The sequence below is a fragment of the Halarchaeum salinum genome (assembly GCF_039520965.1).
In the GTDB taxonomy this organism is placed as follows: domain Archaea; phylum Halobacteriota; class Halobacteria; order Halobacteriales; family Halobacteriaceae; genus Halarchaeum; species Halarchaeum salinum.
The window spans coordinates 1-23000 of record NZ_BAAABL010000040.1; the positions used below are offsets into that span (position 1 = coordinate 1).

A 23000-nucleotide genomic window follows, 5' to 3' on the forward strand; every position below is an offset into this window, starting at 1 on the left:
AACTACGAACGCAGAGACAATCCGGGAAGCACAATCATCACGGTGTGAGAAGAGTTCTATGACACCCTCCCGATAATATAACCGACACCGATGAGGGCTGGTGTGAAATCCCCGCCGATCGCAAAGCCCCGTGTTTCGCCAACAGAGAACGCAGTCTGGATGGTCGTCCGAAATGCGGCCATCCCACTTGCGAGCCACATGTAGAGGGCGCTGAGGAGGAACCCAAAGGAGATGAGTTTCACGCCGCTTTCACCGCTGTCACCTGCCTCAAGAACGTCGGCGCACGCAGTCCCCTCAGGATAGGGGAGCGTTTTGTGTTTATCAACGATGAGATACCGCCGCATCGGGATCATGAATAACACGCCGAGCAGACCGCCAAGAATGGCAACGGTTGCGGTGTCAATCATATCGATAGGTTCACCAAGGAAAGTAACACCTGCGATGGTAAAGATGACACCTGCTGCGAGCGCTTCGCCAGCCGATGTCATCGTCTGGACGATGTTATTTTCAAGGAGAGATCCGCCAATGCCAACGCGACGGAGGACATAAAATAGACCCATACTCATCACTGCTGCGGGAATAGAGGCGCTGATGGTCATACCGGACCGCATACCAAGATACATATTGGCGGTCAGCATAATCACATTAAGAACGAGACCAATTGCAACTGCCTTAACCGTGAGCTCAGCGACGGTCCGACTTGTCGGAATAGTGGGACTAGGTCCATCGCGAGCAGATTCGCCGATTCGGCTGCTATCGTTTGAGTGATTGGTTGGTGTGTCTGATGACATATGACTGCTAGGTGGGTTGCAGACGGTTCTAGCCGTATGGCTGGTACCATGACTGGCTAGTAGCGGCCTGCTATGTTTGTTCCGAGATAATGTACTTCAGTATATGTAATATGAGTTTTGAACTCAAGTTATTGGCTCCGGAATTGGGAGACAATCTGTATTTAATGAGGGAAGACCTGATTTACATCGGAGTATACCAAATAATGATGTCATATTGGTACGTAGATCTGGTATTTGTGCTGAAGACAACAGCCCACGGGGTCAGTTCTATCGTTGACCTCTCACGTTCGAGCGGACGCACTCGCGGACGTCCTCAACGAGGACCGTACCGACATCCTCGTCACCGCACTCCGTGAGTATCTCCAAGACGCAACGCATGACGATGCACTCGTCCAAGAGATTGCCGCTGCCTACTACGACGACGGGATCACCTACGAGCAGCTCAAGTCACTCGTTAGTGCCGAGGATGCCGCGAACAGCCGCGTGCTGAAAGAACAGCTCGACCAGGACTACATCGACGACGTTGCCGATCTCTAAATGACCGCGCTCGTCGCGGATACCTCTGCCCTCGTCAGTCTCGGAACAGCCGTCGGCCACGATCCAAACCCACTCGATCTCTGTTTCGACATCTACGACGTCCACGTTCCACAGAGGGTCATTGATGATCTCCGGAAGATTGCGTCCTATGACGACGGACACGCCGACGCAGCGACGGGCAGTCCTCGATCGGGACGATGCAGTCTCTGTGACAGCAGTGACGCTCGACGCCGACTTCCCACTCGATGACGGTGAGAACGCCGCCGTCACGCTCGCGAACGACCTTGAGGCAGCGCTCTTCCTCTGTGACGAGTTCAACAGCCTCGGTCTCGTTCATGCCTCACTCGCGGACACCCGTCTCGTGACAACGCCGACGCTCCTCTCAGTCTTCGTCCGGAACGACCAGCTCTCGTCGACGGACGCACTCGCGATACTCGATTCGATCAGTGACGTTCGGAGCTGGGAGACGAACAGCTACGTCAAGCGCGCCCGCACACTCCTCAACGACACGTAGACAGTGTCGCCCGATGCCTGGTCTCGGCATCTGATAGACAGTTTCAGCGAGAAAGGCTTCTGCAGTCTGACTCCAAACGGTGTTTTGCCTCGGTGAGGTCACGAAGCCGTCGCGTGATCGCGCGCCACTCACTCAATCGGTCGTAGGCCTCGTCAGAGTCGACGTCCGCGAGTACGACAGCTCGGGCGAGGCCGCCTCAAAGGACGCCGCGAGGTCGCACTCTCGCTCGCGATACTCCTCGATCGCGTCAGCGATTGCCGCCGGCGTCTCGAACTCCCGCGTCAGTTCGGTGACTCGCCGAAACTCGACGTACGCCTCATTACGCACAAAGTGTGCAGGATCGTCCGTGGCTTTCTCGAGGATGCCGCGTTCGACGAGCCACTCGAGATGTGGCCGTACCTCCGCCGTCGCGTAGTCCGCTCGCTCCGCAATCTCCGTGACCGACGTCGGCGCTGTCAGCGCCATCGCAACCTCAGAGACGCGCTCCACCACCGTTCGCGCTTCCAGCCTCGCCTCCCACTCCCCAGTGAGGTCGAGATCCGGCGGGGTTTCCTCCGACATTACTCATCACTACGCCGTCGACCCCCAGTAGTTTTGGGTACTTGGAGAGGGGGGTGGCAGAGAGCGAGAACGTCTACTGGTGCCCGACAGTCGGGAGTTTCGCAGGTTGTCTTCGCGGCCGATGAAGTCCACGTCTAGACGACGGGTTCGACGATGACTGTCTCGTGCTTCAATTCGGGAATTTTTCGCGATCCGTCTTCGCGATACTCGATCAGGTCGTACGTGAAGAGCGTCTCGAGATCGCGGCTCACTGCGGCCTTGTCACGGTCAACTTCTTTCGCGAGATGCCGAACGGACTCAACGTCGCCGGCACGGACTCGCTCCAGCAACTCCTGGCGTTTCTCGGTGAGAATCGTGCTTGCGGTGTCTCGGTCGATCATCAGCACGTCGTCATAGCCAGCACGAGCTAACGCACGGGTGACTTCCGCCTTCTTCTGGGTGTGTTCTTTAGTCGCAGCCATAATCCCTCGTACTGTTGTATTCGTACCTCAACGCTAAAAGAGTTGTGTCAGTAGCCGTCTGACGGGGCTCATCGATGAGTAGATTAAAAGAGACGGGCTCTCTATCTCTCGAAAGATGGCAAAGCTCTACTCTCGACTGCTAGGCCATTACGATGGCCGGCCCTATTTCATCTCAGTCTCGGTCTCCCCAAACACCAACACAGTCGAAGACTTCTCCGTCGCAGTCCATTACAACGACCCGAACACTGAGCGTGAAGTGCAGATCGCTCGAATCGACACCGCCCACGAAACAGTACACTTCGATCGACTCTACAGACGTAACCAGCCCAAAGACACCAACGTCGACTTCTCAGTCTGGGATGCAGAGCAACATCTCGAAGAAAACTGGCGGCAGTACGCCTCGACCTACGCAGAAAACCACGCGGACTAGTTCCTGACCGCGCCGATAACTTCCATCCCGTTGTTACGCAAAGCTGTGTTGCTCTCGCGTTCAGATCGGCGATAAGGGGTGTGACATCCCTCACAACGTATCGGGATGAGGAACGAGCGAGGCGATCGCTCGGATCAGAGTTCGGCCACGTCGGCTGATACGTCGAGCGGCGGAGCTGCATAGACAGCGTAACGCGACGGTTCGCCGCGCTCGGCGCGTGCCGCCGGTCGCCTGCTCACGGTTCACGGTGTTCACCGTTCGCGTCGCTCGCGACCGACCAGTCCGGGCATGCGGGCGCTCTCCGCACCGCCCGCGCCCGGTCCGGGCTAAAATGGATCTGGTCTCGACGCCAGCGCTTCACCCGTTCGGGTCCGGGGGACCGCGGCGTTGCCGCCCGCGACGGACGGGGTTGCGTCGCGGCGAACGGGGAATGCGCTGGCCGCTCGCTCCCGGCGGGTCGCCGCGCGCGGCTGGATAGTGGCCGCTGTGTCGAGCGCTCTCGCTCGCCCCCACGGGGGCGAGGCGAAGGCGCGAGCGAGAGCGCAGAGACGTCACTGTCGGGACGTGTGAGGAATGCCGCGATGTAGGGATCGCGGCGGGTCGGCGCGTGAGCGCCTTCGGAGCGTATGAACTCCAATGTCCAGTAACAACGCAAGCGGAAAGGTTGTTTCGGTGGATGAACAGTTTGGCGACGGCGAGCGCGAGACGGTCGACGAGGATGGCTTCACGGTGGTGGCGGAGACGCCGGCGTTCCAGGCCACGGTCCAAGCGGAGACGCAGGCGAAGGTCGACGCGAACCACCCGGACGGGATCGCGGACGCGGATCAAGAGCGGATTCCCGGTGTGACGCTTGCACAGGAGGAACGCATCAAGGCACGCGAAGCAGAACTTGAGCGGATCAGCGCCCAAGCGGAGTTGGGCGAGCAAGAGGGGCGTGCGCGGCGGGCACGCGACGTCGTGGCCGAGCGGAGCGCCGCGTGGAGCAGGGAGTTCGAACGGCGGGCGGCCAGCGTGGACCAGTCGCTGAGTCCCGACAACGATCCTCGCGAGATGCTCTCGCAGGCGGAACTCGGGACGGTGAACGAGCAGGCCGAGAGGTTGGCGGGCGAGCTCGATGGGTGGTCGCGGGCGGCGATCAGCCGGCGGCTCGCCCAGGCGGTGCGCGACGGCGCGGACATCCCCAGTGCCGTCCTCGACGTGAAAAACGAACTCGAAGCTGCGCCTGGACAGATCATCCCCATCGATCGGGTTGGCGATGTCGATCGGCAGGAGGTGAGTGTTCGCGGACGTGTGAAGACCCTCTGGACCCCCTCGAGTGCAAAGATCGCGCAAGTCGGGCTCCTTGAAGATGACTCTGGGACGGTCAAGTTCACGGTCTGGGAGAAGAGCGCGCAGCCGGCCGTAGCCGAAGGCGAGACCGTGTGCATTCGCGGGGCTGCCCGAAGCTGGTACCAAGGCCGGGTGTCCGTCACGTGCACCGGCTGGACCACCATCAACTTCCCCGAGCGCGGCCGCTACTGGGAGTAGCACGACCAACCGAGCCTCTTTCTTTTTGTCTGCCGGACCAGACCCAAGCCCCACCACCCCACCCTCCGCTCCGTGCTCGCTCCCACACGGTCGCTGCGCGAGCAGCCACAACCGTGGGGCCGTCAGGAATCACACCCGCCGGTAAAGCGGGATGGTGCTCCTTTCTCTCGGTATATTTGTCCTGAAACTGGTCAGAGCCGCCGAGGACTATATCTGTAAGAGGTCGTCAATGGGTGGTCGCAAGTCACGCCACCGGAGATCAGCCGTCTCATCCGAATCAAACGTGACCCGGTAGAGCTGCGCATCCCGCTCGTTAGCAGTGACCGAACCCGCATCATCACTCAACACGGCAACGACCTGCCCGTGTTCCTCGTGATACTCCTGATGATCAGGATCTACCTCATCGGGAATATCGATCCGGACGTAGTTTCCCTCATAGAAGAGCCATATTATGATACAGAAAACAAATTCATTTGGTTTTTCTTCACATTCATCAACCAAGAATGGTTACGAGAGTTTTACTGCTATCAGCGAAACCTACATTAATCGGTATGTACTAGCATACCAGAAGAGTCTCTCTCGAATTTCATCATGGGGCGCAACATTGACGATATTGCCGACGACCGTGCGTTAGGAATCCAGTCGACAGGAGAGAGCTATCACGATGAATTCCTTCTCAAGCGTCCCAAAACGGAGTGGTCACCGTATATCGACGAAACTGCAAAGGACATTTGCTCCGGTATCCAGATCGGCGACCTCACTCTCTCGAAAGACAATTTCGGACAGGAATTAGGAACTTATTACCGACGGGGTTTGAAGAAAACTGCCGGGCGCTATGCTGACCTCCCCTCGGTTCTAGAAGAAAAAGTCAGTGACGAGAAACTTGGACTGCTTGCCTACCAGCTCAACGAGCTCAGTCACGATATCTCCACGACCGACCTCGGTATTGACGACATTGAGAAAGCGACTGAGGCGGTAATCGAGAAGCTCCTCATGCGACACGTGGGAGGGGATCTGAGCGTCTCGTTCGATCTGTCTGGTGCCACTGTTTCTGACATCACAACGCAACTGTTCAACAACGAGGCTATAGCATCAAACGTCGATCTGCTGTTAACTGAATTTGAGAACAGTGCATCACAGGGACTCCTCTCACTCATGGATAAACCCCAGATGATGACACCACTCTGGGCACACCAGCGGGATGCACTTCAAAAGTGGTGGGAGCACAACCAGCGTGGCTACGTAGACATGGCAACGGCCACCGGGAAAACCGTTCTCGGACTCAGCGCAATTGCACTCCAATACGGCGAGCTGCACCCGGATGACCAGTCCATCGGTGGACTAGTTGATACACCGGACTCAAGCGGCAGTGACGATGTACTCATCGTCGCCCACAGTGACTTAATCCTCGAACAGTGGCGGCGGGAGTTCGAAAAGCACCTCAACATTCCGCAAGACCGAACGACGGGAAGTGACGACATCACGCTCGAATGGGGAACGATTCATTTCCGCACCCCGCAGGCGCTCGTCAATGAAGACAACGTTGCATACGACTTGGTTCTCCTTGATGAGGCTCACCACTACGCGACAGGCAGTGAGTGGGGAGCGCTTCTCGACGAATTTGACAGCGATGTCCTAGCGATGTCCGGCTCCGTTGACGACGCTGGAAGCGACAGTGAGCGCATCAAGGAGCGTCTCTCAAACAGCATCGGTCCAGAGATCAAACGCTACACCATCACGGACGCGAGAGCGGATGGCGTTATCCCTTCGTTTGATTGGGAAGTCCACTATGCTCCCTACGACGTTGTCGGAGATGACTTAGAGAAAACCGCAACGCGTGCTGAACGGTCTTTCCGTGAGTTCCGGAAGCGTCTCACACAAGGCGAATTGACCCTCGAAACAGAACGCCGGCTCAAGACATACGAAGACGTTCGCCGATTTTCCCACACAAAGGAGGGGAACACACTCAAACAACAGGACGAAGCGTTCCGGGATCTCGTCACACGCTTGTTCTCACGGCGAACAAAGCAGTGGAACCTATCACCAGTATTGGACGCCGTGGTGGATCTCGTCATCGAACACCACACAACAGAGAAAGTCGTTGTTCTCGCAGACAGCAACGCACAAGTCGAGGAATTAGAATCCCGGCTTAATGACGTAGTTACCAATCCGTCGTCCGTGTACCTCGTCTCAGGCTCCCAGAGCCGTGAGGCACAGCGAGAAACCATCGATGAATTTGACGAGCCGGAAGGGGCGGGGATCCTCCTCGGAACCGGTGACCTGCTCGGGGAAGGCGTCGATATGCAGCACGCGTCGGTGGCAATCAATATGGCCACTGGTGGTGTCAATCAGGAACTCGTTCAGCGTATCGGACGGGTGCTACGGAATCCGGCCGACACCCCGAAACACGCGATGTTCTACAACGTCATCGGTGTCCCTCCAACAGAAGCAGCATCGGTCCCTCGGGAAGATGGTAAACAACTTATCGAGCAGGCAGCAGGCTTCTGCTCGCTTGGCCGTCGTTTCGATAAGCTACCCGGATTTGCGACCTCAACGTCGCTGTCTAGCGACGTTGTTGAGACGCTCTTAGATGAGGGCGCACAGTTCATCGACTCACTGGACTCCAATGGCGAATACGACTGGAATAAGGAGATTGTCGACCAAGCCGATATCACCGCCCTCTACAGCGCTGTTCAACACAATGCAGGAGATTTGGAGACTATTCTGGGTGAGTGGGAGGAATACGCGTGGGAACACAGCGAGGAAACCGATGAAGTAACGGATGCGGTAGACTCAGACGAATCTACGAACACGACTGATGATGGGGAAGATGGAATGAATTCTGTGTCGGGCGACGACGAGTCGCTGACTGCAACAAAGCGGGATCGTATTGAGGATCTCGTTCACCTCCAACCAACGAAAAACGCAACGCTCCAGAATCGATGGGCGCTGTCGTCCGGCAGTGACGTTCACGAATACCTACAGTCTGAACTCGCAGACTATCACTTCCGTGATAGCGACAGTCTCATCTGGGCGAGTGACGAAGCCGAAGCCCTCGTGAATGGTGACACACCGGATCGAGGGGGCTCATCGGAGTTAGAGGGCAGTTCTGATTCCGATACGGAATCGACTACCCAAGGTCTGCATCAGAATAGTGGGCTTGAGAAAAGCGATGAGGAAATGCTTGAAGATTATTTCGAGAGCGTTGGTGCTTCTAACCAGGCAAAAGAACAATCCCTGGAAGCAGCGGCTAACGGACTTGATCGAATTGAACAACTCCTCAATGCGTATCATGATGGTGAATTATCGGTTGAGGCTGGTCAATCTGGTGTCGAGACGTTAACGGACAAAATACAGGGGACACTCGAAAAAACGCAATCATCGATATCCGATATTATCAGCCATCATACCGAAACGAGTGTCGCGGAGCCAAGTCTCAAATCCATCATTAAACGGGGACAGCGCAATCACTCACAGATTGAGGAGACAATTGAACTCCGGAATGGAGGAGTCAAGCTAACACTCAAAACAGACGACTCGAAGGACGACGCACAATCTGGGAAGAAAACCGTCCAGTCGAAGTTTGGAACCGGACCAGGCACAACACCTGATCCAGAGCAAAAGGATCCGACTGAGAGTGAGCTACTTGCTGAAATTCGCCGTCTGAGAACCACTCTCGGCGACGTTCCTACGAAAGCTGAGATGGCGAGCCAAGGAGACTATTCTGTTAGCCAATACCAGAACACCTTCGGTTCGTGGTTCGATGCAGTTCAAGAAGCAGGGTACGATCCGCAAGGATCCAAGCAGCGCAAGTACACTCGTGACGAGGTCCTCTCCGGTCTTCGTGACGTCGCCTCAACCCTCGATAAATCACCATCAGTAAACGATATCAATGAGCACGCACCGTTCAGTGCGACCGTCGTCTACAATTACTTCGACTCAATTAGTGACGCACGACACGCTGCCGGCGTCGCCCAAGTGGACGAACGCCAGAAAGAGACCACTGAACGAGAGGCAGACCAACCCGTTGAGCCAAACGCCCTCGCCGAATACTACGAGCTCTTCCGAACCTTTGACTCGCTTCTCGAACGCCTAATCGAATCCGAACAGACCGCGTATCGCGTTGGTAGTGATCATCCGATGAACCAGTGGCGGTCTGCGGTTAACGACATCGTATTCGGGAATGGCCCTACTGAGGACATCCCGAATTACGGCCAGCAGCAGGGGTCTCGAAATCCCCACAAAATGTCCGAGTACCGTGAGGTGTTTGGAAACGGCGAGACGGTAACGGAGTACCAGTCCGTCCACGCCGAGCAACTGAACGGCGATGATGCCGCAGTACTCATCAAGAAACAAGTTATCGATCCTGACGAGCGAATCACCCTCCCAGTTGCACCGCAATCCGGTGTCCCACTCCCACTTGCCGTCTCTTCGGAGGAAGAGTTAGATGACGCACTGGCGCTTCTCCAGGAATTCCCCCCAGAACCCGATTCTGCTGGGGAACAGTATGAGCCACAAGCAGCGGCCAATACCAGCGAGGACGACCCGTCTGAAACGACTTCAGTTGTTGACCCCGACGAACCAACTCTAGAGCACGGTGAGGACGAGGAAAACGCAGATTCCAACACTGAAACCGACGGCACCACCGTTGAACAAACCATCTTCTGGGATCGAGACGCCGATACAATCACTGAGTTCGAAGATAACGAATCGGTCGATAACTCGTCGACCTCAACCGGCGATGAACTAGATAGCAAGATTGACGAGTGGAAGTCGCAGCTACTTGACCTCACCCGTCGGAACAAGCTCATCGCATTCAAGCCAACGAAAACCAAGTCCCTTCCATTCGAGGAGACGGACCCGACCACTATCGCCGCAGAACTCGACGACGACGGAGAGCTCTATCTTCGAAAACAACCGACCGACGACACCGAAGACGAACAACCAGACCTCGCGTCAAACGAGCTCCTCCCAACTCGATCACCAGATGAAGCGGCGAACTCGCTGTCCCAGATCGAGCGCAAAAACAAGCAATACCTCCGCGAGCGCGGGGTGGATTCGCTGTACCTATCGCTCGGGATGCTCCGTTGGTACAGTGTCGACCACAGTGACGACGCAAATCTGTCACCCCTGTTCCTCGCACCCCTCGAACTAGAAGAAAAAACGATCCAAGACGGCGAGAAACACGATTACGTTCTTAAGCCGAAAGCAGAAGGCCTCCGATTGAACCCCGCGTTGCGAAAGAAGCTCGCGGCTGAACGGGACATCAGCCTCCCAGCAGACACCGCCCTCTCGCTGACGGAGATTGACGCGGCCTTCGAGACAGTGTACGAAACGCTGCGTGGCTTCGACCGATGGACGGTCCAGCCGGATGTCGTGCTGGGAATCTTCGATTTCACTAAATTCAGCCTCTACACTGACCTCGAACGCAACAGATCGACCATCAAGAATAATCCGATCATCCAAGCGCTCAACGGCGAAATGGGACCAATCCAGCACGCCGAAGGTGACATCACGACGCCAGCAGCATCGGAACTTGACGACGTCGTTGACCCCATCGACACCTACCAAGTTCTTGATGCCGACTCCAGTCAACAAGCGGCAATTGAGGCGGCCAAGCGCGGGAAAAGCTTCGTTCTCCAAGGCCCACCCGGAACCGGGAAGAGCCAGACGATCGCGAACATCATCGCTGAAAAACTCGCTGCCGGCGAGCGCATCCTGTTCGTGAGCGAGAAGCAAGCCGCACTCGACGTGGTCAAAAACCGGCTCGATGACGTCGGACTCGGACGGTTTTGTCTCGAAGTCCATGGTGAGAAAGCGACCAACACGGACGTGCTCGGCAGCCTTGAAACCGAACTGAAAGCCCCCCAGATCAAACCCGCAGACGACCGCGCGAAACGACTGCGCAAACTCCGAGAACGGCGAGAGACCATCAACCAGTATGGCCAGTACTTGTTCTTCTCTCCATCGGGGTGGGATTTGACGGCGTACCAAGTATTCGGCATCGTGAGCAACCACGCGGACGCACCTCGGATCGACGTCGACATCACGGAACCGCTCTCCGTGGGACAGGGAACACTCGAAACTGCCGTCGACGAACTAGAGACGCTGGCACGGTTCGACGCCGTACTCGACACGTACGAAACGAGCGCATGGCGGCACACGACGCTCCGCCAGTGGGGCGTCGATACCGGCGATTCGATGCGCGACACACTAGACCAGCAGCTCGATGCTATCGAGACACTGCAAACGGTTGCGGACGACGTCAAGTCCGATCTTGATGTCCGTCCGGCGTCGCTCGCGAATCTCCAGGAAGTTCGTCACCTGTTACAGCACGTCTCGAACCGCCCGGATATCGCGTGGCAAGAAGCGTTCTTCGACGGGTCATTCGGACAGGAGGGCGGTCGGTTCGATGAACTCGCGGAACTCGAACAGGAGCGTGAATCGCTCATCGCCGACCTCTCAGAGAACTACCAGCGGAGCTTCTTCTCCGCAAACGGTGCAGAACTCAACAACGAACTCGCCGCCTACGGCCTGTTGAAGGCTCTCAAGCCGAGTTATCGTTCGCTCAAGCGAAAGATAACGAATCACGCCCACGACAGCTACGATCCTGGTCACGACCAGCTACTTGAAGACACACGCAAACTCGCTGAAATACAACGCATCGAGGATCGCAGAGAAGACTTCCGTGGCGTCATTCAGCGCCTCGGACCACTGTACCAGGGCGGTGACACAGACTGGGACACCCTAACACAAGCACAAGACTGGGTCGTCGAGCTTGACGAATACGATTCCACCTACACGGAACCAATCACGACAGCACTTATCGACGGAACGCTCCCCTCCGTAGACCAGTTGCTAGACCAGGTGGAGGACGCACTCACGACCTATGACGACGCAGCCACGTTTTTCCAGGACGCGATGGCTGTCGAACAGATGCGCGTCAACGGCACGTCGTTCCAACAAGCCTCCTTCCCTGAGCTGGCGGAGACACTGGAAGAACTCCGCGAGGACGTCCCGGCCTTACAGCGCCGCGTCCAGTTCGAGTCACAATTGGATACCGTTCGGGAAACGATCTGTGACGACTACGTCGAGCGGTTCCTCCACGGCGACTACGAATCCAAGCATCTCGTCCCTGCCTTCGAGAAACGGTTCTACACGAAGTGGCTCAACAGTGTCTACGAGCAAACCGAACTCGGGTCGTTCAACGCCGATGAACTGGAACGGTACATCGAGGAATTCCGCCGATTAGACCAAGAGCAACAGGAACTGGCCAAGGTAGCAGTCCAGCACGAAGTCACCAAGAATCGGCCTTCCTTGGATCTAGAACACGCGTCCAGTTCGGAACAGGTACTTGTCCGCCGAGAAACCGAAAAACAACGCCGACACAAACCGTTGCGCGAACTGTTCGACAAAGCAGGCCCGTTCATCACGCAGCTAACGCCGTGCTTCATGATGAGCCCGCTGTCGGTCGCACAGTACCTCAAAGCAGACTCGATCCAGTTCGACGCGGTCGTGTTCGACGAGGCATCCCAGATCATGCCACAAGACGCCGTGAGTAGCCTCATCCGCGCCGACCAAGCGATCATCGCGGGCGACACGAAACAGCTCCCGCCAACGTCGTTCTTCCACTCCGACGTAGAAACAACGGAAGACGTCAGAGAAGACCTCGACAGCATTCTGGAGGAAACAGCGTCAGTCCTCCCCGAGAAAAACCTCCACTGGCACTACCGCAGCCGCACAGAGGAGCTCATTCAGTTCTCGAATCACCATTACTACAACAACAGTCTCCGGACATTCCCGGAGAACGACCCTGACGTCGAAACCGGCGTTTCCTTCGAATACGTCGAAGACGGCGTCTACGATCGCGGCGGCTCACGCCAAAACGAGATTGAAGCCCAGCGCGTCATCGACCTGATCGAAGACCACGCAGAAGAACGCAGCGACAAAAGCCTCGGCGTCGTCGCATTCAGCAGCGCCCAAGAACAAGCAATCCATGACGCCCTCGCCGAGCGACGCGAGGAGAACCCCATACTGGATACATTCGTCAGCCAAGACGACGTACTTGATGAGTTCTTCATCAAGAATCTCGAAATGGTCCAAGGCGACGAACGCGACCGAATGATCTTCAGCGTCGGGTACGGGCCCGCACAGGACGGCACGATCTCAACGAACTTCGGCCCAATAAACAAAAGCGGCGGCGAACGCCGACTCAACGTCGCAGTAACCCGCGCAAAAGAACAAGTCACGGTCGTCTGCTCGATGCTCCCCGGCGATATCGACCTCTCGGGCTCCAACAGCACCGGAGCGAAACACTTCAAGAACTACCTTGAATACGCCCGGAAAGGCGAACAGGCGCTCGCTCGAAACGATCACGTCACAGACACGCTGGACTTCGATTCACAATTCGAAGAGGCCGTCTATGACGCCCTCGAAGCAGAAGGCCACGATGTCATCTCCCAAGTCAAAAGCTCCGGATACAGCATCGACCTCGCAATCAAACACCCCGAACAGCCCGGGAGATTCATCCTCGGCATCGAATGCGACGGAGCCGCATACCATTCCTCGAAAACAGCCCGCGACCGAGACCGCACCCGCCAAATGGTGCTCGAAGACTTAGGCTGGACGATTCACCGAATCTGGTCACCGGACTGGGCCTCGAATCGTGAACAGGAACTCAAGAAGATCAATGAGCGAGTGGAGAAACTCCTCACTGGCCAGCCAGACTCCTCACCGGATCCTGACATCCCCTCGCACGACCCAGAAATCATCGAGCGCAGCTCGAAGTACGAGCACACTGAAATCTCCGAGTATGAGAAACCCTCACTAGAGTGGAACGAGCGATATGATGCGGATAAGCAGGGGATGGATCAGGCGAGTCGCAATTCGATTCGTGATACAATCATTCAGAACGGCCCGCTCAAATACGATACCGCGATTCGGACCTATCTTGACGTTTGGGGGCAGTCACGTGCGGGTCAAAAAGTCCAACGGATATTCCGAAATCGGCTTGATGAACTCAAGGAACGGGATGAAGTCCACGAGCACGGAGAGTTTCTTTGGCCCCCGATCAACAAGCTAGACTTCGATATCCGGGTTAACACAGAAGCGGCCACACGGACAATCGACGAAATCCCGCTTGAAGAGATTGCGAAAGCAATCACCCTCCTCCTACAGGAGGGCGGGGATATCGAAGAAGACGATCTCATCCTTGAGACAACTCGACTGTTCGGATACGAACGCCGCGGGAGCCGAATTCAAACTCGCATCAGCGACGCAATCTCCCTCCTTAGCGAAGAAAATCTCATATCGGCAGATGAGCGACTCTCACTGAACACAGCGAAAAATCCGGACGCTGTGCTACTCTCTCGGATTTATCCGTCTGTTTCCGCTTCAGCACCGACTCAGGTTCCATCAGAACCGGATTCAAACAGCGAGGTTATCCCATCTCGAAGTACAGATGAGTCCTTCCCCTTCCTGGACTATGATCGATCTCAGTGGCGAGTCCCTTGTCCCTACTGTGGCTCGCACGTCCACAACACACAGGACGCATTTGTCACGCACTGGCAGGACGCAGACCGGTGTAACGGCCCCGCACCAACGCCCCCGGAAGAGATTCAACAAACCACTCAAGCAGAATGGAGCGATATCACGACAAAGGCAAACTCATCTACAGTTAGCAAAGAGGACGACCAAACCAGTAGCGATTCCACACCAGAAAGTGAGGCGCGAGACCGCCAGGCTCGCCACCCCAAGGTCGAATTTGACATTGAGAATCCTGACGGAACATTCCCTTGGATTCACTTCCCAGATAAGGGTTGGAAAGTCCCCTGCCCCTACTGCGACGAGAAAGTCTTCAATAGTGAAGACGCGTTCAGAGATCACTGGCGTGATTCCGCACACTGCCCTGCGAGTGCCAGCCAGAACGCGGCCAACTCATCCGAGAGTGACGGGAGGAATACAAAGTAACTCTACGACCGATCTAACTCCCTCTACGAAAGCCACAGTCAGCGAAACGATCACTCCAACCATTGAATCAACCTAACATTCAAATAGACGAGACATTGAGCGTAGTGTTTAGTTAAGGCTGAATGTTTTCAACAGAGCCAACCAGGTTAATGGAAAGCAGTTCTGGCTGTAGGCTGCCGTCGGTCCAGAGACGAGCGAATTCCTACATTTGAGGCTGTTTACGACAGCACCCACACAGCAGTTTCTTCGGGGAGTTTCGTGAGAAACACGACGTCAAAGACGCCGTGTTTCTCGTCGATCACGCCCAGAATCTCGCCGCCGCACTCCAGCGAGCTAGCCTCCGATTTCAGGCCGTTTAACACGGAAATCGGAATGCCGTAGAGCGTGTCTTTAGAGAAATAAAACGACGGACTTCCTCGTTCAGAAATAGTTTTAGCCACGTCGATCCAGAGACCGCCGAAACGTGGTTGCAAGCCTGCCGGCAGGTGGAACTCGCTTAGCTAAACACGATGTATTTTGCCCGCTACGCTTCTCCAGTGCCTGCTCTACCTGACCAACAACCTGCTTCCCAAGAGCGTTTCACCATAGTATGGTGGCGACGGTTCCTTGGTAGAGCCTATCTATTATATTGATCGACGATCTCCTTGCGTTTCTTAGACAAGAGTCCAGTTTTCTGGATGAGCATAGTAACTTGATCCATCCGCTGGTCTTGTTTTTTCTTCAGCGTTTCGAGATCGGCAGTCTCGGCGGGAGGTAGAATGTTACAACTGATAACCTCATCCATATCTAGTAGCTGTTTGTGTTCGCCTATCTCTATCGGAGAGCCCTCAAGCCTCGTATTCAACAGCTTTTCTTTATATCGAATTGCGAGGCTAATTTCCTCACCCAGTGATTCAAGAAGACCGATTTGTAATTCGATTAGGGACCGAAGATCGGACGGGAAGGACTCCTCTGGAAGGTCACGGAGCCGCTCAGCAATCTGGAACGCATCGTCTGCAACCCCTACCCAGTGGTCATGAAAAAGCAAAATGCTGTCAAAATCATCAGACGAAAAGTCATTTTTTGCAAATATATATTCGATGTCATCGACTTCCCCTAGCTCCTTAATTATATTCATGGCATCTGAAAGTTCTGTCAGTACTGTCGCTGCCTCACGTAGTGCATCGCTATAACCCTCTGGTAAAGATGTCTGTCCTTCCTGCTGGGAAATCTCAGATTCAGAGTTATTCGAGAGATACTCGAATAGATCAACTTCGTCAACCAGTTCATAGAGTCGAATCTCCTCGATAGCGCGAACATCGAGATCGTGTGCCAACTCCCTGCCGGGGTCCGTAAACGAGTTAGATGTGACGATTACAACAGAGTCAACATCCTCCTTCTGTTGATATAATGTTGCGTAATTGCGTACCTCCTTGCTTCCAACCGAGTTCCCCTCACGATAGCGCTTAACCTGAATTAGTTCCTTTTCGCCGCTATCGCGGGTTGCAATAATATCAGTTCCCCGGTCATCGCTACGACTAGTGACGGTGGTTGACCAACCTTTGGCCCCCCATATTTCAGCTATGAACTCCTCAAACTCAGAGGGCGATAAAGACTTAATGCGTTGTTTAAAGACAGATGAGTCCATAGTCGTAGACTTGTCATCCAGTGCATATTATTCTTTCCCTAGCACTGTCTAGTTCTGGACCACCTGTATCGGTGTCTTTCCATAGAGTTTGATGCGATCTGTGGCTATAGTAATGGATAAGCTGTTCAAGCCACTCTCAGTACCTCACAAAGCATCAGCAACGAACTCGGTGTGAACCCGGCTGTTTGACCTGCTAAACGGTGACAGTGAGTAAGAAGCAGCGAATGAGAGGGAGAGTTGTCGACGGCGGTCAGCGGCCGACGTGACAGAGTCGTCACTCACGAGCAGGGCGTGCTCGGTCGAAGCTACCGGATGAACCGGTCGTCCGGTGGCCGGTTTGCGGGGACAGCCCGACGCACCGCGAGGGCCATCCACGCTGCCCGGCACACCATCTCGATGGACTCTGCGAACGGCCACTTCCAGAGGCGACGCCCCCCACGGCGGGGCATCGCCACGTACTGCCAGTGCAGATACCGCCAGACGTTCTACAACACCAGACTCACCACCATGTACAACAGCCGAACAGCCGGATCTCGCGTTGATATCGTCGTGAGACTGTGCTCGGAGAGGCGGTAGCTTGCCTCGATACCGAAGCGTTTCGCGTAGTGGTATCGCGCTTCGCGTGGCGTCTCGATGAACGGCGCGTCCACGGCGTAGCCGTGACACGCCACCCGATGCTCATCGTAGCGTCCCTGCTGGTACGTCGCGTCGATGTAGATGGGGAACTCGACGGTCAGGATGTGACCGTCGAGTTCCGTGCTCGCATCGCCTCCCGAATAAATCGATCGGTTTTCGTGAGGTCATCAATTTGGACGAGTGACGCCGAATTCTGGGGGGTCTTCGTTGACTATCGTGCTCAGCGTCACTGTCACATCGACGAATGGCAGTCCTTCTACCTTGATTTCTCGTCAATCCGAGCCTCGAAGCTCTGTTGTGATCTTGGTCGTCAGAATCCTTGACTTGGTGTGTACATCGTTCTGGCATTCGTCTTTAGCTAATACTCAGAGTAATACTGAATAGCATAGATCTGGAGGTAGATTTTGTTAGAACACGACCGCTATGGGCCGAAAATAGGGACTCTAAAGAATCTGTATCGTCTACTATCAGTAGTAACAGCGGTTCAGTCGCTATATTCGCCCTAGTATTTCTTCCATACATAATATTTACACGAGATATTACCACTGGTCTTAGCTAAAGACGAATGGTCGGCTGGTCATGAATCCGATTCCGGAGCTGGCCGCGATTGACGTGGTCACGAATTGCCGCAACGTATGCTTCGGTGATGGTGTCATCGCAGTCGTGTTTTGTGTTGCCGCCTGCTAGTTGATTGCTCGGCGAGCACTCGTGGTCTTTCGCGGCGACAGCGGACCCCCCAGATTGCACGAGTTAGCGAACCTCTATTAGATTAGCTGAAGTGGCGTTTCCAGTGGGGAGTAGTATTTCTTGTTGAGTAGTTAACTACTGTGATGAGGCGAGAAATACGCTGACCGGCCGGTGAAGGAGCAGTATATCCGGGAGGTGGAGGAAAGGAGGAATCAGGGGGAGGGAGAGAGTACTATTTCCGGTGCAGCGGAAGACCGCTAGTGGCGAGAATAGCGGAGTACAGACAGCCCAGAGGGCTGTATTCAAAATCGTGATACGGGTACGCTGTTCTACTGACGAATAACCGGCTAGGGCTCTACAGAACCTAACGGGAACTATTCCCAGAGGTCGCCGGTGCGGCCGTCGTGTCGGAGGACATCGCGAGCAAGGTCAGGGCGGATGCTGAATTCGTATTCGTAGTAGCTGCCGCCGTTCGGGCCTTCGTTTTGTTCGTTGACGTCGAGGAAGCCCTTGAGGGTGAGTTGGCTGAGGTTGTCGTGGATGGTGCGGTCGGAGACGACGTCCGCACCAAGTTGCTTCGCTGCGATCGAGTAGCGCTCGTAGATCTTGGAGCGCTTCGCGGGCGTCTTCCCGTCGTCGTCGAGCATGAGGAGGCCGTAGAGCGCAATTTTCGCCTGGGTAGGGAGCTTGGAGAGTTCGCTCTGGACTTTATCGCGTTCAACCAGATCGTCAGCCTGTCGGATGTGGTCTTCAGTGACCTCGTCAGCACCCTCATCGCGAGCGAGGTCGCCGGCCTTGTAGAGACGCTTCAATGCCTGCCGTGCACTCCCATACTTTTGGGCGGTTTGGGCAGCGCAGAGAGGGATGACGTCGCCGCTGAGCACGTCGTCGCGGAAGGCGTCCTGGGAGCGTTGGGTGAGGATTTTGCGGAGTTGGTTCGCGTCATAGGGCGGGAAGTGAATCTCCTCGTCGCAGAGGCTATCTGTGACGCGCGCACTGAGGCTCTCCCGGAACGTAAAGTCGTTCGAGATACCGATAACGCCAACCCAGGTACTCTCGACATTCCCGTTATCGTTGGCGCGTGGGAGTTCGTAGAGGAGGTTGTCATCACTGCCGATCGCGTCGATTTCGTCGAGAACAATGAGGCAGTGGGTAGCATCGAGCTCCTCAAGGTGCGTCCAGAGTTTGTTGTAGACGTCGCTGGCGGGGTGGCCAGTGGAGTTAATCTCCTCGTGTAGGTCGCGGAATTCGTTTACAAGATTGACAGCAACCTGGTAGCTGGACCCCATCGACTTGCAGACGAGGTTGACGGTATGGAGGTCAAGATGGTCGTAGTCGGCTTGGTCCTGGCGGAGGCGGTCGAGAACCATTCGGGTGGCAAGGGTTTTTCCGACGCCGGTTTCGCCGTAGAGGAAGATGTTCTTGGGTTGGGCGCCGTTGATGACTGGGCGAAGGGCGCTTTGGTAGGCGGCGAGTTCCTCGTCGCGCTCAAGGAGTTCGTCGGGCCGGTAGCTGTCTCGGAGCGCGGTTTCGTTCTTGAAGATGGTATTGTCGGGTGCGAACGGTGCGAGCCCCATTGGTGGTGTCATGGGACAGGAGTTACTTAAACACCTATGCTTCATGAGAGTCACGAGTCTCACGAGAGTTAGCGGTATATAAAACAGAGACACACCACTTTTCACGAGTATTGGAACTACAAGAGTAGAGCAGCCTACGACAACCCATTGAATGGGAAAAGAATAAGTAGAGCGTGCAGAAACAGTATCCGTAGTGGGTAGAAATAAGATTATTTCTGTCTAGTCTCTTTCTAGGAGAACCTTGTATCTTGTTTCACCCCGGCCCTTGATCATGGAAACTCTCGTGAAAAGTGGTGTGTCTCTCCCCCTCTGGAGTCCATAACAACTCTCGTGAAATCTGGTGTCTCCCTACCAGCCACCGCTATGCCATTCGCCCACAAACACTCGTGAAAAGTGGTGTGTGGGAGGTGCCGGCCATGGAAGTCACTGGACTATATCCGCCTTGAGTGCATCGAACCAGCTAGGAGGGGGAGCGCGCTTCGCGCCCACTGTCACACGCTCCAACATCGGCTAGCCCCTCCTCTGGCCGCGTCCCCGCTCCCAAGGGGGCCTAACACATGATTCGCTTACTCAAGCGAGTGCTCTCGCCCACAGCACAACCGGAGAGAGTCGTGGAGTGCCGGCGCTGCGGTGCGACCGTTAATCCTTCGACTAACGAATGCCCTGCCTGCGGGAGCACCGAAATCATCTGCCACCGCATCTCCTGACACGACGCTACTGTACGTGAGTTAACTCCGGAACCAGTGGAGGGCCCGCTTCGATTAACCAACACTGAACTAGAAACACCGCCATATGTTGGTTAAGATCGGTGTCGTTCCGCACAACGGGTGGTTGACAGCACCGGATAGTTACCGGTTAGCGGCCGAATTAGGCGATAATGGCTGGGTCGTCGAAGGAGAGTCCGCGTCCGGGGGAGATTCGGCTGTGGCGGGAGGACGACTGGTGGATCGCGACGGACGTTGAGACCGGCGTCACGACGCAAGGAAGTCGCGAGTTGACGCGTTAGAGAATCTCGATGAGGCAGTCGCGCTCCACAAGGGCGAGATCGGCCACGAACCGACCGATGCGGAACTCCGCGAGCTGGGGATCGACCCCGAGGCGACCACGACTCGCGACACCGACCGTCCGGACTTCCTCAAGTAGACGGAATATTCCGTCTAGAGGAATATTTATCCCGTCTGATTGCGTTGGGAGTAGTATGAAGAAACCGCGTGAGGAGTTGCAAGCCGACGCGGCGGAGCAGCGGAACGCTCCGAACTTCGATGCGCTCACACCACCCGAGGACGTCGTCCGCGGAGGACGGACGCGCGACGACTTCTTTGATGCGATCCTGACTCTCGATAGCCCAACGACTGTCGAGGAGGTCGCGGAGCGTGCCGAGCATGGTGTGGATGCCGCACGTGAGTACTTGGAGTGGTTCGAGCGCATGGGCGTCGTCACGCGGGTGACGGAGGCGCCGGCGACGTACGAGCGCAACGAGGCATATCTCCAGTGGCGGCGCATACAGCACCTCCAAGAGCAGTACTCGCAGGACGAACTGCTCGAGTTCCTCCAGGCTGCGACGGACCGCGATGAGTCGTACGCGACCGAGTTCGACGTCGACACACCCGAGGACGTCTCGATCACGGCGTACGCACGGGAACACGACCAACGGGTGGAGGACGTCTGGGAGGACGTCTCTTTCTGGATGACGACGCGACGGCGGATCGCACTCCTCGAACGCGCGCTCACTGGTGTGGACGACGGTGCTGCTGGCCAGCAGTCGCCGGCATGAGCGACGGTGGCGAGACGCCCGAGCTCGACGTCGGTGATGGTGCACCGGTCGATTTCGAACGGCTCTCGATCATCGCTGAGCGTCTCGGAAACGATGCTCGCTTCGCTCGAATTGAGGAGTCGCCGCCGACCGCACCAGAGCGGCTCGTCTGTGTCTTCGATTCCGCGCTCTACCCAGTACAGGTTAACGAGGCACGTCTCGACATCGTCTGGTTTGAGAATGGAACGTTCTCCATTCACTACCACGAAAGCCATGCCGAGAGCGAGTTTGACCATCGGTGGGACCGGCATCCCTCGACGCACAACGCGTTAGATCACATTCACCCAGGGCCGGACGCGCCGACGCCGGGGGAGGATACCAGCCATCCCGCTGACTGGCGGGACGTTCTTGCAGCAGTCTTAAGCGAAGTTGAGGACCGCCAGCGTGGCTTCTGGACCGACTAGCTGACTCCACAGTCTGTTTGTCACCCCCAGAGAGGGGTGAGGAGTTCGGCGGACCGACGCGCTCCCCGGATACCTCGTGATCAGGATGGCTTCGAGAGAGATCTACGCGAACGGTTTCGACGAGGACGTCCAGACTGACAATCAGACGAACGGCTGCCCGGAATGCGGTGGGCGAGTGGCGACGAACACGGTGGAGACAGTCTGCGAGGCGTGCGGACTCGTCCTGGAAGAACACGCAATCGACCATAGCGGGGAGCCGGTGTACGAGGAGGAGACCGAGCGAACAGGTGCTCCATTGACGACATCGCGCCACGACCGAGGACTCTCGACGACGATCGGGCGGAAACGCGACGGGAAGGGGAATGCGCTCTCGGCGAAGAAGCGCCGGCAGCTCGGCCGACTACGTCGCGAGCAGAAACGGGGGCGGTTCCGTTCCAAACAGGAGCGAAACCTGAGCCACGGACTTGGAGAGGTACAGCGAGTCGCGATCGTGCTCGACGTCGACGACACGCTCCAGGAGCAGGCGTGCCAGCTCTTCCGCAGCGCCCACTCCGAGGGACTCCTCCCAGGGCGGTCGATCGAGGCGGTGGCGGCAGCGAGCGTCTACGCCGCCTGCCGATGCAACGGCCGCTCACTCCCACTCGCGGACGTCGTTGAGGCCGCACGTGTTGGGGAGAATCGTGTGACCAACGCCTACGCGACCCTGAACAAAGAGCTCGGACTGCCGGCCCAGCCGGTGCAGCCACACGCGTACCTCCCACGTTTCGCCTCCAATCTCGACGTCCCCGACAGCGTCCGGCGACAAGCGCGGACGCTCGCGGAGCACGCCGAGGCCAAATCTCTCGCGCAGGGGGTGTCGCCACCGGGATTCGCTGCGGCCTGCCTCTACTACGTAGCTCAGGAGAGCGAGTATCGACTTACACAGGCTGCAGTCGCGGACGCCGCAGGCGTCACGACAACGACGATTCGGACGCATCGCAATACACTCCGCGCAGCACTCGAGTAGTCCGAATCTAATTCTGTAGTTAGGCAGCGAGGATACTGCGTCAAGGCGTAGAAGCAGCCAAATATGAATAGAGCGAACAAGGGGAGCAACGATGCTCCCGGAAGAGTTCCCCGCAGATCACGAGAAGTTCGTGACGTGGCAGACGGAGTGCTGGAAGTGTGGTGAGGACACGCCGGTTGTGTGGCCCCGCAACGACCATCTGGATACGCCACTCGGAGCATTGCTCGCGGAGTATGAAACGCCAGTCGAGCGAGTATATAGTAGGACTCTTGAGAAGCGAGTCTGGGGCAACGTCTGCCAGCACTGTCGTGCCTACCAGGGGAATCACTATCTCCAGCAGGAGGCCGCGGAGATTCAGCCCCCACGCGTTGACTGCCCGAACTGTGGAGAGAAACACGAGTGGTACCCCGATGAGGGGTTTGGAGCGGCGTTCGGGCAGGGCTGGGTGAACTGTCCCGAG

At 56.4% G+C, this 23000-nt stretch carries 13 protein-coding genes and 5 pseudogenes; 11 read left to right on the forward strand and 7 right to left on the reverse strand.

Features of this window, described 5'->3' with window-relative positions:
- Nucleotides 1-68: 68 nt before the first annotated feature.
- A pseudogene (locus ABDZ36_RS05220) lies at nt 69-791 on the reverse strand (OPT family oligopeptide transporter); the annotation flags it as partial.
- A 273-nt stretch (nt 792-1064) separates the two neighbouring features.
- On the opposite strand from ABDZ36_RS05220, the gene ABDZ36_RS05225 reads away from it, so the two are divergent.
- Together ABDZ36_RS05225 and ABDZ36_RS05230 are read left to right on the forward strand one after the other, a co-directional pair.
- Complete coding sequence (locus ABDZ36_RS05225) at nt 1065-1328, forward strand: hypothetical protein (protein ID WP_188873238.1); 264 nt, start codon at nt 1065-1067, stop codon at nt 1326-1328.
- Nucleotides 1329-1842 (forward strand): annotated as a pseudogene (locus tag ABDZ36_RS05230) (hypothetical protein). It abuts the gene before it with no gap.
- A 132-nt stretch (nt 1843-1974) separates the two neighbouring features.
- Here ABDZ36_RS05230 and ABDZ36_RS05235 read toward each other — a convergent pair.
- Nucleotides 1975-2403: a DUF7342 family protein gene (locus ABDZ36_RS05235; protein ID WP_211313478.1), complete on the reverse strand. Its 429-nt coding sequence runs from the start codon at nt 2401-2403 to the stop codon at nt 1975-1977.
- A 134-nt stretch (nt 2404-2537) separates the two neighbouring features.
- Nucleotides 2538-2864 (reverse strand): HVO_A0114 family putative DNA-binding protein, encoded by a 327-nt coding sequence (locus ABDZ36_RS05240; protein ID WP_229732389.1) that lies wholly within the window; start codon nt 2862-2864, stop codon nt 2538-2540.
- 115 nt (nt 2865-2979) lie between these two features.
- Here ABDZ36_RS05240 and ABDZ36_RS05245 point away from each other — a divergent pair, with 115 nt between their 5' ends.
- Together ABDZ36_RS05245 and ABDZ36_RS05250 are read left to right on the forward strand one after the other, a co-directional pair.
- Complete coding sequence (locus tag ABDZ36_RS05245) at nt 2980-3294, forward strand: DUF7718 family protein (protein WP_211313479.1); 315 nt, start codon at nt 2980-2982, stop codon at nt 3292-3294.
- Nucleotides 3295-3930: 636 nt separating this feature from the next.
- Entirely contained in the window at nt 3931-4821 is an 891-nt protein-coding gene (locus ABDZ36_RS05250; RefSeq protein ID WP_211313480.1) for a DNA-binding protein, read from the forward strand.
- A 207-nt stretch (nt 4822-5028) separates the two neighbouring features.
- On the opposite strand, the gene ABDZ36_RS05255 is transcribed toward ABDZ36_RS05250, so the two are convergent.
- Complete coding sequence (locus tag ABDZ36_RS05255) at nt 5029-5322, reverse strand: DUF8139 family protein (RefSeq protein WP_425545305.1); 294 nt, start codon at nt 5320-5322, stop codon at nt 5029-5031.
- 90 nt (nt 5323-5412) lie between these two features.
- On the opposite strand from ABDZ36_RS05255, the gene ABDZ36_RS05260 reads away from it, so the two are divergent.
- Both ABDZ36_RS05260 and ABDZ36_RS05265 read left to right on the forward strand, forming a co-directional pair.
- A complete protein-coding gene (locus ABDZ36_RS05260; RefSeq protein WP_211313481.1) occupies nt 5413-14790 on the forward strand; it encodes a DUF5797 family protein in 9378 nt (3125 codons plus the stop codon).
- A gap of 142 nt (nt 14791-14932) precedes the next feature.
- Nucleotides 14933-15294, forward strand: a pseudogene (locus ABDZ36_RS05265) (transposase domain-containing protein); the annotation flags it as partial.
- A gap of 112 nt (nt 15295-15406) precedes the next feature.
- Here ABDZ36_RS05265 and ABDZ36_RS05270 read toward each other — a convergent pair.
- From ABDZ36_RS05270 to ABDZ36_RS05280, 3 genes and pseudogenes are all read right to left on the reverse strand, one after another.
- Nucleotides 15407-16417: a restriction endonuclease gene (locus ABDZ36_RS05270; protein WP_211313482.1), complete on the reverse strand. Its 1011-nt coding sequence runs from the start codon at nt 16415-16417 to the stop codon at nt 15407-15409.
- Nucleotides 16418-16722: 305 nt separating this feature from the next.
- Nucleotides 16723-17178: pseudogene (locus ABDZ36_RS05275) on the reverse strand (ISH3 family transposase); the annotation flags it as partial.
- A gap of 936 nt (nt 17179-18114) precedes the next feature.
- A complete protein-coding gene (locus ABDZ36_RS05280) occupies nt 18115-19317 on the reverse strand; it encodes a Cdc6/Cdc18 family protein (RefSeq protein ID WP_188873265.1) in 1203 nt (400 codons plus the stop codon).
- Nucleotides 19318-20194: 877 nt separating this feature from the next.
- Between ABDZ36_RS05280 and ABDZ36_RS05285 the strand changes: the two are divergent.
- From ABDZ36_RS05285 to ABDZ36_RS05305, 5 genes and pseudogenes are all read left to right on the forward strand, one after another.
- Nucleotides 20195-20460, forward strand: a pseudogene (locus ABDZ36_RS05285) (type II toxin-antitoxin system HicB family antitoxin).
- A 55-nt stretch (nt 20461-20515) separates the two neighbouring features.
- Nucleotides 20516-21091, forward strand: a complete 576-nt coding sequence (locus ABDZ36_RS05290) for a DUF7342 family protein (RefSeq protein ID WP_211312498.1) — start codon at nt 20516-20518, stop codon at nt 21089-21091.
- Nucleotides 21088-21534 (forward strand): toxin-antitoxin system TumE family protein, encoded by a 447-nt coding sequence (locus ABDZ36_RS05295; RefSeq protein ID WP_020220545.1) that lies wholly within the window; start codon nt 21088-21090, stop codon nt 21532-21534. The genes ABDZ36_RS05290 and ABDZ36_RS05295 overlap by 4 nt, the downstream gene beginning before the upstream one ends.
- A gap of 85 nt (nt 21535-21619) precedes the next feature.
- Nucleotides 21620-22540 carry a transcription initiation factor IIB gene (locus ABDZ36_RS05300; protein ID WP_211312499.1) on the forward strand — a complete coding sequence of 307 codons (921 nt, stop codon included), beginning with the start codon at nt 21620-21622 and terminating at the stop codon, nt 22538-22540.
- A gap of 91 nt (nt 22541-22631) precedes the next feature.
- Nucleotides 22632-23000, forward strand: a 369-nt coding sequence (locus ABDZ36_RS05305) for a hypothetical protein (RefSeq protein WP_343749236.1), incomplete at its 3' end; no start/stop codon positions are given.

Coding starts and splice junctions, on each gene's coding strand:
- ABDZ36_RS05250 (WP_211313480.1), top strand. CDS start 3,931: ATGTCCAGTAACAACGCAAGCGGAAAGGTTGTTTCGGTGGATGAACAG.
- ABDZ36_RS05235 (WP_211313478.1), bottom strand. CDS start 2,403: ATGTCGGAGGAAACCCCGCCGGATCTCGACCTCACTGGGGAGTGGGAG.
- ABDZ36_RS05245 (WP_211313479.1), top strand. CDS start 2,980: ATGGCAAAGCTCTACTCTCGACTGCTAGGCCATTACGATGGCCGGCCC.
- ABDZ36_RS05240 (WP_229732389.1), bottom strand. CDS start 2,864: ATGGCTGCGACTAAAGAACACACCCAGAAGAAGGCGGAAGTCACCCGT.
- ABDZ36_RS05300 (WP_211312499.1), top strand. CDS start 21,620: ATGGCTTCGAGAGAGATCTACGCGAACGGTTTCGACGAGGACGTCCAG.
- ABDZ36_RS05290 (WP_211312498.1), top strand. CDS start 20,516: ATGAAGAAACCGCGTGAGGAGTTGCAAGCCGACGCGGCGGAGCAGCGG.
- ABDZ36_RS05270 (WP_211313482.1), bottom strand. CDS start 16,417: ATGGACTCATCTGTCTTTAAACAACGCATTAAGTCTTTATCGCCCTCT.
- ABDZ36_RS05280 (WP_188873265.1), bottom strand. CDS start 19,317: ATGGGGCTCGCACCGTTCGCACCCGACAATACCATCTTCAAGAACGAA.
- ABDZ36_RS05260 (WP_211313481.1), top strand. CDS start 5,413: ATGGGGCGCAACATTGACGATATTGCCGACGACCGTGCGTTAGGAATC.
- ABDZ36_RS05295 (WP_020220545.1), top strand. CDS start 21,088: ATGAGCGACGGTGGCGAGACGCCCGAGCTCGACGTCGGTGATGGTGCA.